Origin of the sequence: Aureimonas glaciei, from assembly GCF_014643375.1 — a bacterium.
GTDB classification, from domain to species: Bacteria; Pseudomonadota; Alphaproteobacteria; order Rhizobiales; family Rhizobiaceae; genus Plantimonas; species Plantimonas glaciei.
Genome location: NZ_BMJJ01000003.1, coordinates 151,901 through 167,583 on the forward strand (window position 1 = coordinate 151,901; position 15,683 = coordinate 167,583).

Sequence of the window (15,683 nt, forward strand, 5' to 3'; positions counted from 1 at the left end):
GGCTATAGGAGCGCCAACCCCTTCCGATCCAAACCCAAGGACCACACGCATGGCCGTCGAACGCACTTTCTCCATGATCAAGCCCGACGCGACGCGTCGCAACCTCACCGGCGCGATCACCAAGATCCTCGAAGAAGGCGGCCTGCGCGTCGTCGCTTCCAAGCGCGTCTGGATGAGCCAGCGCCAGGCCGAAGGCTTCTACGCCGTCCACAAGGAGCGTCCCTTCTTCGGCGAGCTGGTCGAGTCGATGTCGGCCGGCCCGACCATCGTCCAGGTGCTGGAAGGCGAGAACGCCATCGCCCGCAACCGCGAGCTGATGGGCGCGACCAACCCCAAGGACGCCGCCGAAGGCACGATCCGCAAGGCGCACGCGCTGTCGATCGGCGAGAACTCGGTGCACGGCTCCGACGCCGCCGAGACCGCCAAGGAAGAGATCGCCTACTGGTTCTCGCAGACCGAAATCGTCGGCTGAATCCTTCTATTTCAAGATGATGCAAGGGCCCGGCGGTCATCCCGCCGGGCCCTTTTTCGTTGCCGTCGGCGGCCGTTTCCGGCCCGGCCGCAAGCCTCGTTCCATCTTCCGCTTCCATAGTCGGCGCACACCACGTTCGGATCGCATCCGGCATCGCTGTCGAACCGTCCTGACGGCCCCTGCGGTCGACACCGGCGGCGCGTCGCGGCAGCCGGTGTGCGTAGAGGATGACCCATGGCCCGCCTGCCTTCGCCACCGCTCCTTCCGACAAGCGAATTCCTGTGCCCGGGAGAGGGGAACATGTCTGTTATATCAATCGGTTCCGTGAAGAGCGCCGGCTGCTCGACGCTGGCCCTGACGCTGGCGAGCGTGGCCGCGGCCGCCGACATGCCGGTGCTGCTCATCGACGCCGCCAAGGACTGGGATCTCGTCACCTGGGCCAAGAAGGCGGGAAGGCCGGCCGGCATCGAGGTCGTACGCTGCGAGGCGGCGGACCAGCTCGACGACGTGGTGCGCAACGGCCGCGACCGCCATGCATTGGTGCTGATCGACGCGGGCTCCAATCCCGAAATGCTGCGCAAGGGCGCGCGCCTGGCCGAAACCGTGCTGGTGCCGCTGCGCCTCTCGCCGCTATCCTCGTACGCGGCCGCCGCCACCGACATCTTCCTCGCCGCGCAGACCGCGAAATTTCCCGGCAAGCGGCAGGCCTTCGTCGCCACCGCCGTCGCGCAGATCCCGAGCCGCATCGCCCGTGCCGTGGAGGAGAAGCTGGCGCGGCGGACCACCGAGCGCCTGCCGACGGGCCTCGCCCAGCGCGCCGCCTTCGAGGCGCCCTTCCTATACGGCGGCACCATCTTCACCCTGACCGACGCGCAGGCGCCGGGCCTTGCTCGCGCACAGGAAGATGCCGCCGCGATGGCCGTGGAACTCGGCATCCTGCGCTACCAGACGCCGGAATTCGCCCGCAACTGGACCGAGGAGCTGAACGCCTTCCGGGCGATCCTCGCGCCCGATCCGAGGCTTCAGGAAGCTTCCCAGCGCGCCGCGGCCTGATCGTCGCTGGCTTTTGCCTCGACCCACCCGCCGATAGTGCCGTCGACGAGATGCTCGCGCTTCCAGAACGGCGCGCGGGTCTTCAGGAAATCCATGAGAAACGACGCGGCCTCGAAGGCGGCGGTGCGGTGCGCCGAGGCGCAGCCGACGAAGACGATCTCCTCGCCGGGCAGGATCAGCCCGTGCCGGTGGACGGCACGGCAGGCGAGCAGCGGCCAGCGTTCGGCGGCGAGCCCCGCCACCTTGGCCAGTTCCCGCTCGGCCATGCCGGGATAGTGCTCGAGCTCCAGCGCCTTCAGCCGGCCGCCCTCGTCGCGGCAGTAGCCGGAAAAGGTGACGAGCCCGCCCATCGCGCCGAAAGCGCCCTCGGTCTCGATCGCGGCGATCTCGGCCGCGAGGTCGATGCGCCCCGCCTGGATGGCGACGGAAGGGTCGATGCTCATGCTCAGCCGCCGGTCATCGGCGGGAACAGCGCGATCTCGCTCGCCCCGGCGATCGGCTCGGAATGGCTGACATGTTCCTGGTCGATGGCGACGCGGATCACTTCGGGCGCTTGCAGCGCGTGGGCATAGTTCTCGCCGCGGCCCTTCAGCCAGTGCAGGAGATCGCTGACCGTGACGACGCCGGTGGGCAACTCGACCTCTTCGTGATCGGTGCCGATGCGCTCGCGCACCCAGGCGAAATAGACCAGTTTCATCGGCGTAACCCTTCGGATTCCCTTGGGAAAGAGATGGCGATTGCCGCTCGCCCATCCAGTGCCACCGAGGCACGGCGTGACGGGGCCGACGGCGATCGTCCTTCAGTCCGGGATATGCCGCAGCCCGGCGCGAAAATAATCGTAGCCGGTATAGAGCGTGATGACGGCAGAAATCCACAGCAGCCCGATGCCGGCTTCGGTCGTGTAGGGCAGGATCTTGTCGCCGGCGGGCCCGGCCAGGAGAAAGCCCACCGCCACCATCTGCAGGGTCGTCTTCCACTTGGCGAGCTGCGTCACGGGAACGCTGACCTTCAACTCGGCGAGGTATTCCCGCAAGCCCGAGACCAGGATCTCCCGGCACAGGATGACGATCGCCGCCCACAGCGACCAGCCTGCGATCGTGCTGGACGCGGCCAGCAGGAGAAGGCAGGCGGCGACCAGCAGCTTGTCGGCGATCGGATCGAGCATGCGGCCGATGGTCGAGGTCTGCTGCCAGGCCCGCGCGAGATAGCCGTCGAAGAAGTCGGTGACGCTGGCCACGACGAAAATGCCGAGCGCCCACCAGCGGGCATTGTCGCTCGCGACGAAACCGTCGCCCCAGAAAAAGCAGACCACGACGAGCGGCACCGCGACGATGCGGGCATAGGTCAGGAGATTGGGAAGGCTGAGCGCCTTGGAGGCCATGGAAAATCCGGTCCGATACTGGGGGCGGCTGGCCCTCTTGAACAGGGGCCGGCCTTCCGCGTCAACCGATGAATCGGGTTGTGCGGGGGTGACGAGGGGTCAACCGCGCTCGTGGAAATGGTCGTAGACGAGCTTGGCGATGCCCTCCGAAATGCCGTCGACCTTCAGGAGATCGCCGAGGGCAGCGCGCGACACCTGCTTGGCCGTGCCGAAATGGTGCAGCAGCGCGCGCTTGCGCGCGGTGCCGATGCCGGCGATCTCGTCGAGCGGGTTGCGCACCAGCTCCTTCTTGCGCTTCGCCCGATGCGTGCCGATGGCAAACCGGTGCGCCTCGTCGCGCAGCCGCTGCACGAAGTAGAGCACGGGGTCGCGCGGCGGCAGCGAAAAACTGCCGCGGCCCTCGACGATGAAGCGCTCGCGCCCGGCATCGCGGTCGACGCCCTTGGCGATGCCGATCGTCGTCACCTTGTCGGCGATGCCAAGGTCTTCCAGGATGGCCCGCACCGCCGAGATCTGGCCCTTGCCGCCGTCGACGAGGACGAGATCGGGCCAGGCCGGCATGTCGGCCGCGTCCGCCCCGGCATCCGCTGCATCCATATCGGGATCGACGGCCGCCGCCTGCGGTCCCTCCGCATGCTCCTTCTTCAGCCGGGAGAAGCGCCGCGTCATCACCTCGCGCATCATGCCGAAATCGTCGCCCGGCGTGATGTCGGTGCCCTTGATGTTGAACTTGCGGTACTGGTTTTTGACAAAACCCTGCGGCCCGGCGACGACCATGGCGCCGACCGCGGCCGTGCCCATGATGTGCGAATTGTCGTAGATCTCGATCCTCCTCGGGGGATGCGGCAGGCCGAAGGTCTCCGCGAGGCCCTTCAGGAGCCGGCCCTGCGACGAGGTTTCCGCCAGCTGCCGGCCGAGCGCCTCGCGCGCATTGGCGGCGGCGTGGTCGACGAGGTCCTTCTTCTCGCCGCGCGCCGGCACCAGGATGCGCACGCGGCGCGCCGACTTGATCGTCAGCGCCTCGCCGAGAAGCGCCTGGTCTTCCAGCGCGATCGGCAGGAGGATCAGTCGCGGCGCCGGCTTGTCGTCATAGAACTGCGCGAGGAACGCCCCGAGCACTTCCTGCGGTTCCAGCGTGGAATCGGCGCGCGGGAAATAGGCGCGGTTGCCCCAGTTCTGCCGCGTGCGGAAGAAGAACACCTGGATGCAGGTCAGCCCGCCCTCCTGGTGGATGGCGAAGACGTCCGCTTCTTCCGTGTTCTGCGGATTGATGCCCTGATGGCTCTGGATGGCGCTCAGCGCCGCCAGCCGGTCGCGGTAGATCGCGGCGCGCTCGAAATCGAGATCGTCGGAGGCCTCCTGCATGGCCCGCGACATGCCCTGCTTGATCTGGCTCGACTTGCCCGAGAGAAAGCCCGTCGCCTCGGAGACGAGCCCCTCATAGTCCGGGATCGAGATCTCGCCGGTGCAGGGCGCCGAGCAGCGCTTGATCTGGTGCAGGAGGCACGGCCGCGTCCGGCTCTCATAGACGGAATCGGTGCAGGTGCGCAGGAGGAAGGCGCGCTGCAGCGCGTTGATCGTCCGCCCGACCGCGCCGGCCGAGGCGAAGGGGCCGAAATACTGCCCCTTTCGCGACCGCGCGCCGCGGTGCTTCATGATCGCCGGCGCTTCGTGATCGCCGCTGACGACGATATAGGGAAACGACTTGTCGTCGCGCATCAAGACGTTGAAGCGCGGGCGCAGGCGCTTGATGAGGTTCGCCTCGAGCAGCAGCGCCTCGGTCTCCGTGCGCGTCGTCACGAATTCCATGTGCCGCGTCTTGGCGATCATCCGCGCGATGCGGTTGGTGTGGCCGCCGAGCCTCGTGTAGCTCGTCACCCGCTTTTTCAGCGAGCGCGCCTTGCCGACATAGAGGACCTCCTCGTCCTTGCCGAACATGCGGTAGACGCCGGGCCCGTTCGGCAGGCGCTTGACGAAGGCGGCGATGAGCTCCGCGCCGACGAGCCCGACATGCTCGGCCGAGGTTCCCGCGTCGTCCCAGCGGATCGCGGCGATCAGGGCGGCGGTCGTCGCCGGCAGGAGCGGGACGTCGTCGGACGCGCCCTCGAAATCGTCGTCGAGGAGGGCGTCGTCGAGGGAGTCGTCTGTCTCGGTCGGGTCGATGCTGGCGGTCATCACGTCCTCGCCGGCCCTGGCGCCGGCATCATGCTCGCTGTTTGTCGGTTCGGCCACGGCGACGCCGAACGGCCGGCCCCGGCGAAACGCCCCTCGGGCGCAATCGGCGGGAGAATCGCTCGCCGATCCCTATATGCATCTTCGGCGGCGAATTTGCAGCAAGGGCGGTCGACGGGCTCGACCTCCCCGCCGGTCTCGGCCGCTACGGCCCTTCCTGCCGCATGACGGCCTGCAACGACGGCGCCTAAGCCAATCTCGAGACGATCGAAGACGTCTTCACCGTCGGCCTCAACCGTTCCAAGGACAGGCGGACGACGACGCGACGACGCGACGGCGCGATCCCAATTTTTCGGCGGCCATGGCGAAGGCGCGGGAACGTCGCCATATCGAGGGAAGTTGACGAGGAACCGGCAACGGTTTCGTGCTAGCGTCATGACAGCGGCGGGTCGTCCCGCGCCGCCTTGCCTTTGGGCGAGGGCGGACGGCGACAGGCGGCAAGCGGGTGAAGGGATCGAGCATGCGGTCGTTTCGACAGTTCCTGGCGGTGTCCACGCTGATGGCCGGCATGGCTTTCGCTGCCGCCGGCCCGGCGCTCTCGGCCGACATCGCCGCGCCCGACACGCTGCCGGCCGCCAGTGCGCCGATCCACATCTGGTCCGGCCCCTATGCCGGCGGTTTCGTCGGCTATTCCGCCTCCGAGTTCGACCAGTCGAACGGCGCCGATTTCGACGGCGAGGGCGTCGTCGGCGGCATCTATGGCGGCTTCAACCTGCAGAGCGGCCAGGTCGTCTACGGTGTCGAAGCCGATCTCGGCGCTTCCGGCCTCGATGCCGGCGGTTTCGACGCTTCGACGGGCGCCTCGATCTCGGCCGATTCCAACGCCTTCGGCTCGCTGCGCGGACGCGTCGGCGTCGCCTACGACCCTTTCCTGTTCTTCGCCACCGGCGGCGTCGCTCTGGCCAACAAGGAACTCACGTCGAACGGCGCCAGCGACGACAACACCCATGTCGGCTATACCCTCGGCGCCGGCGTCGAGGCGCAGGTGACGCCGAATGTCACTTCGCGGCTCGAATACCGCTATTCCGACTTCGGCGCCGAAACCTACGATCTCGGCACCACCACGACCTCGTCCGGCTTCGACGAGCATTCCGTCCGCGCGGGCCTGGCGCTGAAGTTCTAGATCACGCTCTGGATGAAGCATATCGGGTGCCCTCGGGGCGACATTCCAGGGCGCTCTCCCTTGGATCATCGTCATTCTCGGGCTTGACCCGAGAACTCATGCCGAGACGCTCAAACCAGCACTCTGGTGGCAGGGACCGCTTCGTGCACAACGGTATCCTGACCCGAAGCGGCGGTGGCAACGCTTCGGCATGGGTTGTCGGGTCAAGCCCGACAATGACTAAGCGCAGGGGTTTGCGCCTGACGAACAGCGCGCGGCCCCGTCACTTTCGTCATCCCCGCGTTATTCCAGGGCGCCCCCTCTTTGAAATAGTCATTCTCGGGCTTGACCCGAGAATCCATGCCGAGAGGTCCAAAACCAGCACTCCGGTGGCAGGAACCGCTTCGCGCACATCGGTATCCTGACCCGAAGCGGCGGCGGCAACGCCTCGGCATGGGTTGTCGGGTCAAGCCCGACAATGACTAAGCTCAGGGGTTTGCGCCTAGCGAACAAGCCCGCGGCCCCGTCACTTTCGTCATCCCCGCGTTATTCCAGGGCGCCCCCCTCTTTGAAATAGTCATTCTCGGGCTTGACCCGAGAATTCATGCCGAGAGGTCCAAAACCAGCACTCCGGCGGCAGGAACCGCTTTGCTCACAGCGGCATCCTGACCCGAAGCGGCGGCGGCAACGCTTCGGCATGGGTTGTCGGGTCAAGCCCGACAATGACAAATTTCAGGGGTTTGCGCCTGGCGAACAAGCGCGCGGCACACCAGCTTCGTCATCCTCGCGCGCACCCACGCCCGCCAGCGTCGTCATCCCGGCCTTGAGCCGGATCCATGCCTCGGCGAGTCGGGAGCAGTCCGGGTCAGGACGGCAAAGGGCGGTTCGCTCTAAGTTTTTCAACGATTTGGAATGGATCCCGGCTCAGGGCCGGGATGACGAGGGGACGAAGGGCGGCGCAGGGTCGACGTTGCCCAGCCAGGCACCCGCCTGGAGCCGATGAGACCGAAGACCCTCAGGCCCGCGGCTTCAGCTCGCGATAGGCCGGAAACGCGTCGGCGAAGCGCTCGACCCAGGCGACGAGGCGCGGGCGGCCGGTTTCCCACTGGCCCTTGAAGCGGAGGTCCAGCCAGCCGAGCACGCCGGCGACGGCGAAATGCGCGGTGGTGAGGTCGGGCCCGAGCGTGTCGATCTCCGCCTCGAGGACGTCGAGGCCGCGAAAGGCCTTGCGCATCTGCTTGTCGACCCAGGGCTGGTGGCGCTTCTCCTCCGGCCGGTAGCGGCCCTCGTAGAGCGTTAAAATCATCGCATCGCCGACGCCGTCGGCCGTCACCTCCATGCGCTTGGTGCGTAGCCAGCCGGCCTCGTCCTGCGGCACCAGCTTGTGGCCGCTGCGGCGGTCGAGGAGATCGCAGATCACCTTGCTGTCGAAGACGACGGCGCCGTCGTCGAGGATGAGCGCCGGGATCTTGCCGAGCGGGTTGGCCGCGAGAAGCTCGGCCGGCTCGGCGCCGGCATCGGTCGCCACCGTCTCGAGCGGGATGCCGACGTGCTGCGCGGCCATCCGGACCTTCGCGACGAAGGGCGAGGCGGGCGAGGAAAAGAGCCGCATGCTGCTGCTTTCGCTGGAGGCGGGGAGGGGGCGGCGCAAGCGCGCCGACCGGGAGGGATCAGAAGCGGCGCAGCGACTGGCAGTTGGCGCCGTAGATCAGCCACTTGTCGAGGCCGAGCACGCAGCCCTCGGCCTTCCAGCCGAGCGAGGCGAAGCCGAGGGGATGGGAGACGGTGTAGTAGAGCGTGCGGCGGTGGCCGTCGGAGATCAGCGCCTCGCCCTGGCAGTAGCGCCGCTCGATCGGGCTGTCCTCGGTCTGGGGAAAGAACGCCTTCTCCATCAGGCCGCTGAACTCGTCGATGACGACGCCGGTCTTCAGCATGTTGACGGCGCCGTATTCGAACTGGTCCTCGACCTCGGCCAGAACTTTCGGATCGTTGCAGGCGGGAACGAGCGCGCTGGCGGACATGGGGGCCTGCGGCTCGGCGCCGTAGAAGTCGGCGGCCGTGGCCGCCGAGACCGCGGCGCCGGAAAGGCCGAGGGCGATGGCGAAGCTGAGGAGGCGATGGCGCATGGCTGGTGTCCTTCACGCAAGGCGGCGCGGAGCCGCTCGGCTTGCTTTACACCGGTTTACGGGCGCTCGCCGGAGATCGCAACCACCTCCGAGAAAGCCCCGCTCCCTTTGCCGAGGACCTGTTTCAGAATTGCCATGACCCGCGTCGCCTCGGCCTCGAAGGTGAAGGGCGGGTTGATCACCACGAGGCCCGAGCCGACCAGCCGGTCCTCGGCGGCAAAAGGCTCGCGAAACAGCTCGGCGGCGACGATTTTGGGGATGCCGCTCGCCTTCAGCCCGGTAAAGAGGCGCGCCCGCTCGGCCCGCCGCTTGATCGGATACCAGATGGCGTAGGTGCCGCCGGCCCAGCGCCGGTGCGCGGCCGTGACGCCCTCGACGATGCGGTCGATCTCGTCCGGCTGCTCGAAGGGCGGGTCGATGAGCACGAGGCCGCGCTTTTCCTTCGGCGGCAGATGCGCGCCGAGCGCCAGCCAGCCGTCGAGCGCGATCGCCTTCACCTGCACGTCGCCGGCAAAGAGGGCCGACAGCGCCTTGGCGTCTTCGGGATGGAGCTCGTAGGCGGACAGCCGGTCCTGCTTGCGCAGGAGGCGCCGGACGATCAGCGGCGAGCCGGGGTAGACCGATTTTCCCTCCGCGGTGACGACGCCGAGATAGGTCTGCAGCTCCGGCGCCATCGCCGCGGGCGAGCCGAGCAGCTGCAAAAGGCCCTCCGCCGCCTCGCCGGTGCGCCGCGCCTCCTCGGCGCCGAGATCGTAGCGGCCGCGGCCGGCATGGGTGTCGAACACCCTAAACGCCTTGTCCTTGCCCTTGAGGTGCTCGACGATCATCACCAGGAGCACGTGCTTGACGACATCGGCGAAATTGCCGGCGTGGAAGGCGTGGCGGTAGTTCAAGCAAATCTCCTGGGTCGGACGGCCCGTCGGCCGGATTGCCGGTCGGCCGCGGTAGGGGTTGGACGCAATGCCGGCCGGCCTCGATACGGGTTGGACGCCATGCGCTTAGCCGAAAGGCGGGGCGCTCGTGAGGCGTCGAGGCGCCGAAAATTCCGGCACGCCCGCCCCGGTCCGCGGGTCCGGCGCAGCGATGGTCCCGCGTTACGATATCACGAACACTGCGTCCACGCCCTTGACCTTTGTGCGGTGCAACCCGAGTTGTCGCTCACCCTGACAGACCGGCGGCCCCGTGCTGCCAACCATCTCTAGAGGACTTCCCCATGGCGACGCCGAAACTCTTCGAGCCCTTCACGCTCGGCCCCATCACGCTCTCCAACCGCATCGTCATGGCGCCGCTGACGCGCAGCCGCGCCACCTCCGAGGGCAACCTCCTCGACCGCCACGTCGAATATTACCGCCAGCGCGCCAGCGCCGGCCTCATCATCACCGAGGCGACGAACATTTCGCCCGAGGGCCGCGGCTATGCCTGGACGCCCGGCATCTTCACCGACGAGCAGGTCGCCGGCTGGAAGAAGGTGACCGACGCCGTGCACGAAGAAGGCGGCAAGATCGTCATCCAGCTCTGGCATGTCGGCCGCATCTCGCATCCCGACCTCCAGCCCGGCGGCGCGCTGCCCGTCGCCCCCTCCGCCATCCTGCCGAAGGGCAAGGCGTTCACGGAAGCCGGCTTCAAGGACAACGTCACCCCCCGCGCGCTCGAAAAATCCGAGCTGCCGCGCGTCGTCGCCGACTACGTCCATGCCGCCGAATGCGCCAAGCGCGCGGGCTTTGACGGCGTCGAGATCCATTCGGCCAATGGCTACCTGCTCGACCAGTTCCTCTCCGACCACACCAACACCCGCACCGACGAGTATGGCGGCTCGGTCGAGAACCGCATGCGCTTTCCGCTGGAAGTCGTCGACGCCGTCGTCGCGGTCTGGGGGGCCGATCGCACTGGCATCCGCATCTCGCCGGTCTCGGCCGCCAACGACATCGTCGACAGCCACCCGAAGGAGACGTTCACCGCCTACACCAAGGAACTCTCGAAGCGCGGCCTGATGTATCTCCACGCCATCGAGGGCGCCACGCGCGGCGACCGCGACCCCAACGCCTTCAAGGTCTGGACGCTGAAGGACGTGTTCGGCGGCGTCTACATGGGCAACAACAACTACACCCGCGAGCTCGCCATCGAGCGCGTCGAGCAGAACCTCGTCGACCTCGTCTGCATCGGCCGCCCCTTCATCTCGAACCCCGACCTCGTGGCCCGCCTCGAACTCGGCGCACCGCTCGCCGAGGGCGACGAGGCGACGTATTACGGCGGGGACGAGAAGGGGTACACGGACTATCCGGCGCTGACGCCGGAGGAGAGGTTGCGCTACGCGGCGGCGTAAGCGTTTCGAAGAGGTGTCAGGAGGGTCGGAGCGGAGTGCTCCGGCCCTTTTTGTTTTTGGAAGAGCCTGTGTCAGCAAAGCGGTTCAGGTCGCCTCGGTTGGGGGTCTTCATTCATGGGGATGATCTTCGCCAAATGGCATCTCCGCGCCCATCACAGCCCTTGGACAGCTTTCTGGGCTATTTCTGAAGCTGCGATTCAGCCGAGCAGGAGGACCGATAAAATGGTCCAAACGCGCGCGTCCATTGTGAGCTGACGACGCTAATTACGCTCTAAGTTCGTGCATTGATCAGTTCGAACATAATGTAGGGGTGGACCTATCCGGCCAACTCTATTGGCTGCCCCGTTTTGTCGCGAACTATGACGAATGGCTTCGCGACTCGTGCCCGCGCACCGGCTATGCCGGTAGCACGGTCGGGATAAGCCTTAGTTCCTCTACTTCCCACCGAGGGACGCTCCAGCCACGAGCTGTTCTGCTGCTCGTCGAGGAAGCGCATGGCGCGGGCATATGCCGCGACATCGGTCTCAAGGTTCTTTTTGTGTCGACATATTCGAATGGCAGAGCCCGCGTTCTTCGCCATCACGTCACAACAAATACCTATCACAATGGCAGAACGGATGTTGGATTGAAGATCGGCAACTGGGATACTCGATATTGGATCATGAGCCGCCTTGTGCCGTGCGCTTGCCAAGTTCTTGTAGTTTTCTTCTAGGCTGAGGGCGGCCCCGCCCAAAGCCGCGGCGAGAGTATTCATCTTACCCCAGGCATCAATGACGCCGAACGTTCTGAAAGCCTTTTTGATGTCTTCGTGACTGACGTTTGAGCCCTTCGGGCTGAAACCAAGGGCGGTGTAGAACGGCGAGGCGTCCTTGTATTTCACCACCAGTTCGAGTTTGCCCGCAACGTAATTGAGTCTATCAGATGAACCCCTGAGAAACGAAAGGCGGTTATTCATGCCGATCGTCGCATCCACTAAGATGAAATCCCGGATGGTATCCGGCATCGCAGAAAAGCTAAGGAGGGCGGCGCTTACATCCTCCTCCACGAGATGATCAAACACTGCTGCGACGTACTTCTCGAGCATCGCGAACGCCGACACCGCAAGTCCGAGTCGAAGCACGCGCACTTAGGTTGGCAGGATCCGTCAGCGGAAGCCGGTCCTGTAAAAGGGGCTCCGCGCTCACTTTTAACATCTGCTCTAATGTACGGAAAAACTCCTGCCGGAATTGCGCCATGGCTAAATAGCCTCAAGCATCTCTTTCATACGGTTCACGCGATAGCGAATGCGTGCCGGTGTGTTGGTGCCAGTACGAACCGATTTGTCAAACTCCGCGTCGTTGAATAGCGCGCGGGTTTCGTTCTGAACATCTGCCTGGCGGTTGATAGCTCTGTCGGCTACCTGCTGTGTTATTTGAGACGAAGCAATCATTTGCGCGTCGTACAAGCCCGCGAGAGTTTGATCCCGCCAGCCTTGGCCCTCTGGCCGGTGAAAAGCGTTTTCCCCCCAAATTGCCTGACACCGATCTAATGCCTTATTGAAAGATATCGCGAGATTCTCGACCGCTTGTCCGCTATCAAGCTGATGACGCCGCATGTATTCATCCATTTCCCGCACAAGGCTTCCACTAAATGTGGCAATTTTCTCGGAGAGAGTTAAAAAACGAAGAACGTACTCTGCATCGCTCATCTCGCGATATGCGGCGGATCTGTCGTTCTCAATTTTTAGTTGCTGACGCAAGAAAGCATTTTCCGAAAGTACATAAATTTTATCATTGACGGGGCCTCTAAATGCAACATTACGAATTTCCTGGGCATTAAGAGACTCCCCTCCACGGTTAAGCCGCAGAAATACCTCATACTTTAGTAAGGGATCCGTCTGCTTAAGTAGTGTGACTACCCGGAGATACGGACGAAGCCGAAGCGAGTTCGCAATTTCTGAAGGCAAGTCGTCGAATTTCAAGCCTTGAGCTTCAGTAAGCCGATCCAGATTGCGAAGCGCTAATCGACCGAACACGAAATCGGAAATCGCACGAAGACGTTGTTTTCCATCAATGGCGGTATACGTTCCGGACATGTCTTCGGCCAGATAGACCGGCGGGACCGGAACGTTCAGTAGGAATGACTCGATCAACGCCGACTGCTTGTCTGGCGACCATCGCTCACGCCGTTGGAAACCTGGTTGCAGATCGATTGCATTGTCTTCAACCATCTGCGCGAGCGTAGCTAAGGGCAAGTCGGCAGTTTGTACAACCAGCTTCGATTGCGCTTCACGGAAACTCGAAATCAACATTTCGGCTGGCAGCACGCGGCGTCATCCCTCTTTTTACCCACTAGCGGTTGACGCGTTTTACCTTTCTTTGGGTGATCATGCATCACCTAGGATCACCTATTATGGGAGGGAGACGGTGGAGCTTGAACACGTACTGTGTGCGCACTGCCAGGACCGGCACATTATTGGAGAGCCGACAGGCAGCTTCAGCGGACTAATGCTTCGGAGCCGCTAGTCCGCTTCCGGCCCGTAGCCGCGTCTTTTGCATTGTCTCCGCCACCGCCTCACCCCTCATGCTGAGCCTGTCGAAGCACGAGGGGTCGGCACCACGGTCGCGCGCCGTGCGTGGCCCCGCGCCCTTCGACAGGCTCAGGGTGAGGGGCCAGGCCAACGTCGCGGTCCCTCTTGCCGGACTGCGGCTCTCGCCCGGCTCGAAGTGCTTTGCAAAGCGGACTTGCTCCATGGAATGCTGGGATCGAAATGCGCACTTCGGTGCGCTGCCTGCTTCCTCCTATCCCCCACTCCACTCTGATCCCTCGCATCGCAAAAATGAATGCCACCCCTTTCGCATCCCCGCTATACTCGCTGAATGAACGAGCTCACCCCCCTCCGCACCGGCTTCTCAGCCTGTCCCCATGACTGTCCGTCGACCTGCGCGCTCGATGTCGAGATTTCCGGCAACAGCGTCGGGCGGGTGCGCGGCGCGCCGGGGAACAGTTATACGGCGGGCGTCATCTGCGCCAAGGTCGCGCGCTATGGCGAGCGGATCAACCATCCGGATCGGCTGTTGAAGCCGCTGAGCCGTGTCGGCGGCAAGGGCGGGGGCGGCTGGCGGGAGATTTCCTGGGAGGATGCGCTGGACCGCGTCGCCGAGGAGTTTTCGAAGGCCGAAGCGCGGTTTGGGGCGGAGAGCGTCTGGCCGTATTTCTATGCGGGCACGATGGGGCAGGTGCAGCGCGACGGCATCCACCGCCTGCGCCATGCCAAACGCTATTCCGGCCAGTTCGACACGATCTGCACCAACATGGCCTGGACCGGCTGGCATGCCGGCGCCGGAAAACTCACCGGCGTCGATCCGCGCGAGATGGGGGTGAGCGACTGCGTCGTGATCTGGGGCACCAATGCCGTGGCGACGCAGGTGAACGTGATGACGCACGCGATCCGGGCGCGGAAGGAGCGCGGGGCCAAAATCGTCGTCATCGACATCTACGACAATGCCACGATGAAGCAGGCCGATCTGGCGCTGAAGCTTTTGCCGGGCAGCGACGGCGCGCTGGCGGCGGCGCTGATGCATATCGGCTTTCGCGACGGGACGGCCGACCGCGCCTACATGGCGCGCTTCGCCGACGATCCGGCCGGGCTGGAGGCGCATCTTTCCACCCGCACGCCGGAATGGGCGGCCGGGATCACCGGCCTCTCCGTCGCCGAGATCGAGGCGTTTGGGGCGCTGATCGGGGGGGCGCCAAGGACGTTCTTCCGGCTCGGCTACGGCTTCACAAGGCAGCGCAACGGCGCGCCGGCGATGCATGCGGCGCTGTCGGTGCCGACGGTGTTCGGCCACTGGCAGCACGAGGGCGGCGGCGCCTTCCACTCCAACTCGGACATCTTCAAGCTCGACAAGAGCCTGATCATGGGCTCGGCGATGCGCGACCCCTCGGTGCGCTTTCTCGACCAGTCGCGCATCGGCGCGGTGCTGGTCGGCGATCCCGGCGCGCTGCAGCACGGCCCGCCCGTGACGGCGATGCTGGTGCAAAGCACCAACCCCGCCAATGTCGCGCCGGAGCAGCGGCTGGTGCGCCAGGGGTTGATGCGCGAGGACCTCTTCGTCTGCGTGCACGAGCAGTTCATGACCGATACGGCTGTTCTTGCCGATCTGGTGCTGCCGGCGACCATGTTCCTCGAGCATGACGACGTCTACCGCGGCGGCGGGCAGAGCCATTTGTTGCTCGGGCCGAAAGTGGTCGAGCCGCCGGCGGGCGTGCGCTCGAACCATTTTGTCATCGAGGAACTGGCCAAGCGCCTCGGCGTCGCCGACCGCCCCGGCTTCGGCCTCACCGAGCGCGACCTTATCGACGACCTCCTGCAGCGCAGCGGCCACGGCACGCTGAAAACGCTGGAGGAAGGGCGCTGGGCCGACCTGCAGCCGGATTTCGAGGCGGCGCATTTCCTGAACGGCTTCGGCTGGCCGGACGGCAAATTCCGGTTCCGCCCGGACTGGTCGGCCGCGGGGCCGAACACGCCGCCGGCCTCGGTCGGGCCGCAAGGCCCGGTCGCGCGCCTGCCGGAATGGCCCGATCATGCCGGGCTCGACGAGGCGGCGGATGCCGAGCACCCGTTCAAGCTGGCGACCTCGCCGGCGCGGCAGTTCCTGAATTCGAGCTTTGCCGAGACGGATGGCTCGCGATCGCGCGAGCGCCGGCCGGAACTGCTGATGCATCCGGACGACGCGGCAAGGCTCGGGCTCGCGGCCGACGACATCGTCAGCATTGGCAACCGCCGCGGCGCGCTGCAGCTTCCGGTGGCGGTGTCGGACAGCGTGCGCCCCGGCGTCCTCGTGCACGAGGGCCTCTGGCGCAATTCGGATTTCGCCGGCGGGGAGGGGATCAACCTCCTGGTCGGGTCGGATCCCGTGGCGCCGAGCGGCGGCGCGGCCTTCCACGACACGCATGTCTGGGTCCGGCCCGTCGCGGCCTCCTCAGGAATGGCCGTCGAAGGTTGATGGTGC

Annotated in this window: 14 protein-coding genes; 5 read left to right on the plus strand and 9 right to left on the minus strand. The window is 65.4% G+C overall.

Annotated features, from left to right (window positions below; all coding sequences use genetic code 11):
- Nucleotides 1–49: 49 nt before the first annotated feature.
- Both ndk and IEX88_RS07455 read left to right on the plus strand, forming a co-directional pair.
- Nucleotides 50–472 carry a nucleoside-diphosphate kinase gene (gene ndk, locus IEX88_RS07450; protein ID WP_188849967.1) on the plus strand — a complete coding sequence of 141 codons (423 nt, stop codon included), beginning with the start codon at nt 50–52 and terminating at the stop codon, nt 470–472.
- Nucleotides 473–772: 300 nt separating this feature from the next.
- Nucleotides 773–1,525 carry a P-loop NTPase family protein gene (locus IEX88_RS07455; RefSeq protein ID WP_188849968.1) on the plus strand — a complete coding sequence of 251 codons (753 nt, stop codon included), beginning with the start codon at nt 773–775 and terminating at the stop codon, nt 1,523–1,525.
- Here the strand turns inward: IEX88_RS07455 and IEX88_RS07460 are convergent.
- The 4 genes from IEX88_RS07460 to uvrC form a co-directional block, all read right to left on the minus strand.
- Nucleotides 1,495–1,968, minus strand: coding sequence for a molybdenum cofactor biosynthesis protein MoaE (locus tag IEX88_RS07460; protein WP_188849969.1), 474 nt, complete (start codon nt 1,966–1,968; stop codon nt 1,495–1,497). The two genes, IEX88_RS07455 and IEX88_RS07460, sit on opposite strands and share 31 nt — an antisense overlap.
- A 2-nt stretch (nt 1,969–1,970) precedes the next feature.
- Nucleotides 1,971–2,222, minus strand: a complete 252-nt coding sequence (gene moaD, locus IEX88_RS07465; protein WP_188849970.1) for a molybdopterin converting factor subunit 1 — start codon at nt 2,220–2,222, stop codon at nt 1,971–1,973.
- 102 nt (nt 2,223–2,324) lie between these two features.
- Complete coding sequence (pgsA, locus tag IEX88_RS07470) at nt 2,325–2,906, minus strand: CDP-diacylglycerol--glycerol-3-phosphate 3-phosphatidyltransferase (RefSeq protein WP_188849971.1); 582 nt, start codon at nt 2,904–2,906, stop codon at nt 2,325–2,327.
- 99 nt (nt 2,907–3,005) lie between these two features.
- The gene (gene uvrC, locus IEX88_RS07475; RefSeq protein WP_188850314.1) at nt 3,006–5,081 is read right to left on the minus strand and encodes an excinuclease ABC subunit UvrC; all 2,076 of its coding nucleotides are present in this window, start codon (nt 5,079–5,081) and stop codon (nt 3,006–3,008) included.
- A gap of 517 nt (nt 5,082–5,598) precedes the next feature.
- Here uvrC and IEX88_RS07480 point away from each other — a divergent pair.
- Nucleotides 5,599–6,261: an outer membrane protein gene (locus IEX88_RS07480; protein WP_188849972.1), complete on the plus strand. Its 663-nt coding sequence runs from the start codon at nt 5,599–5,601 to the stop codon at nt 6,259–6,261.
- A gap of 994 nt (nt 6,262–7,255) precedes the next feature.
- Here IEX88_RS07480 and IEX88_RS07485 read toward each other — a convergent pair.
- The 3 genes from IEX88_RS07485 to IEX88_RS07495 are packed head-to-tail and all read right to left on the minus strand — an operon-like array spanning nt 7,256 to nt 9,259.
- Complete coding sequence (locus IEX88_RS07485) at nt 7,256–7,852, minus strand: glutathione S-transferase family protein (protein ID WP_188849973.1); 597 nt, start codon at nt 7,850–7,852, stop codon at nt 7,256–7,258.
- A gap of 58 nt (nt 7,853–7,910) precedes the next feature.
- Nucleotides 7,911–8,366 carry a hypothetical protein gene (locus IEX88_RS07490; RefSeq protein WP_188849974.1) on the minus strand — a complete coding sequence of 152 codons (456 nt, stop codon included), beginning with the start codon at nt 8,364–8,366 and terminating at the stop codon, nt 7,911–7,913.
- A gap of 56 nt (nt 8,367–8,422) precedes the next feature.
- Nucleotides 8,423–9,259 carry a 23S rRNA (adenine(2030)-N(6))-methyltransferase RlmJ gene (locus tag IEX88_RS07495; RefSeq protein WP_188849975.1) on the minus strand — a complete coding sequence of 279 codons (837 nt, stop codon included), beginning with the start codon at nt 9,257–9,259 and terminating at the stop codon, nt 8,423–8,425.
- Nucleotides 9,260–9,579: 320 nt separating this feature from the next.
- Between IEX88_RS07495 and IEX88_RS07500 the strand changes: the two genes are divergently transcribed.
- The gene (locus tag IEX88_RS07500) at nt 9,580–10,689 is read left to right on the plus strand and encodes an alkene reductase (RefSeq protein ID WP_188849976.1); all 1,110 of its coding nucleotides are present in this window, start codon (nt 9,580–9,582) and stop codon (nt 10,687–10,689) included.
- A gap of 316 nt (nt 10,690–11,005) precedes the next feature.
- On the opposite strand, the gene IEX88_RS07505 is transcribed toward IEX88_RS07500, so the two are convergent.
- Together IEX88_RS07505 and IEX88_RS07510 are read right to left on the minus strand one after the other, a co-directional pair.
- Nucleotides 11,006–11,773 (minus strand): hypothetical protein, encoded by a 768-nt coding sequence (locus IEX88_RS07505; protein ID WP_188849977.1) that lies wholly within the window; start codon nt 11,771–11,773, stop codon nt 11,006–11,008.
- Nucleotides 11,774–11,926: 153 nt separating this feature from the next.
- Complete coding sequence (locus tag IEX88_RS07510; RefSeq protein WP_210319247.1) at nt 11,927–12,994, minus strand: DUF262 domain-containing protein; 1,068 nt, start codon at nt 12,992–12,994, stop codon at nt 11,927–11,929.
- Nucleotides 12,995–13,547: 553 nt separating this feature from the next.
- Between IEX88_RS07510 and IEX88_RS07515 the strand changes: the two genes are divergently transcribed.
- A complete protein-coding gene (locus IEX88_RS07515; protein ID WP_188849978.1) occupies nt 13,548–15,677 on the plus strand; it encodes a molybdopterin-containing oxidoreductase family protein in 2,130 nt (709 codons plus the stop codon).
- Nucleotides 15,678–15,683: the final 6 nt, after the last annotated feature.

Coding starts and splice junctions, on each gene's coding strand:
- moaD (WP_188849970.1), bottom strand. CDS start 2,222: ATGAAACTGGTCTATTTCGCCTGGGTGCGCGAGCGCATCGGCACCGAT.
- IEX88_RS07460 (WP_188849969.1), bottom strand. CDS start 1,968: ATGAGCATCGACCCTTCCGTCGCCATCCAGGCGGGGCGCATCGACCTC.
- IEX88_RS07505 (WP_188849977.1), bottom strand. CDS start 11,773: ATGCTCGAGAAGTACGTCGCAGCAGTGTTTGATCATCTCGTGGAGGAG.
- uvrC (WP_188850314.1), bottom strand. CDS start 5,081: ATGACCGCCAGCATCGACCCGACCGAGACAGACGACTCCCTCGACGAC.
- ndk (WP_188849967.1), top strand. CDS start 50: ATGGCCGTCGAACGCACTTTCTCCATGATCAAGCCCGACGCGACGCGT.
- IEX88_RS07490 (WP_188849974.1), bottom strand. CDS start 8,366: ATGCGCCATCGCCTCCTCAGCTTCGCCATCGCCCTCGGCCTTTCCGGC.
- IEX88_RS07455 (WP_188849968.1), top strand. CDS start 773: ATGTCTGTTATATCAATCGGTTCCGTGAAGAGCGCCGGCTGCTCGACG.
- IEX88_RS07480 (WP_188849972.1), top strand. CDS start 5,599: ATGCGGTCGTTTCGACAGTTCCTGGCGGTGTCCACGCTGATGGCCGGC.
- IEX88_RS07500 (WP_188849976.1), top strand. CDS start 9,580: ATGGCGACGCCGAAACTCTTCGAGCCCTTCACGCTCGGCCCCATCACG.
- IEX88_RS07485 (WP_188849973.1), bottom strand. CDS start 7,852: ATGCGGCTCTTTTCCTCGCCCGCCTCGCCCTTCGTCGCGAAGGTCCGG.
- IEX88_RS07515 (WP_188849978.1), top strand. CDS start 13,548: ATGAACGAGCTCACCCCCCTCCGCACCGGCTTCTCAGCCTGTCCCCAT.
- pgsA (WP_188849971.1), bottom strand. CDS start 2,906: ATGGCCTCCAAGGCGCTCAGCCTTCCCAATCTCCTGACCTATGCCCGC.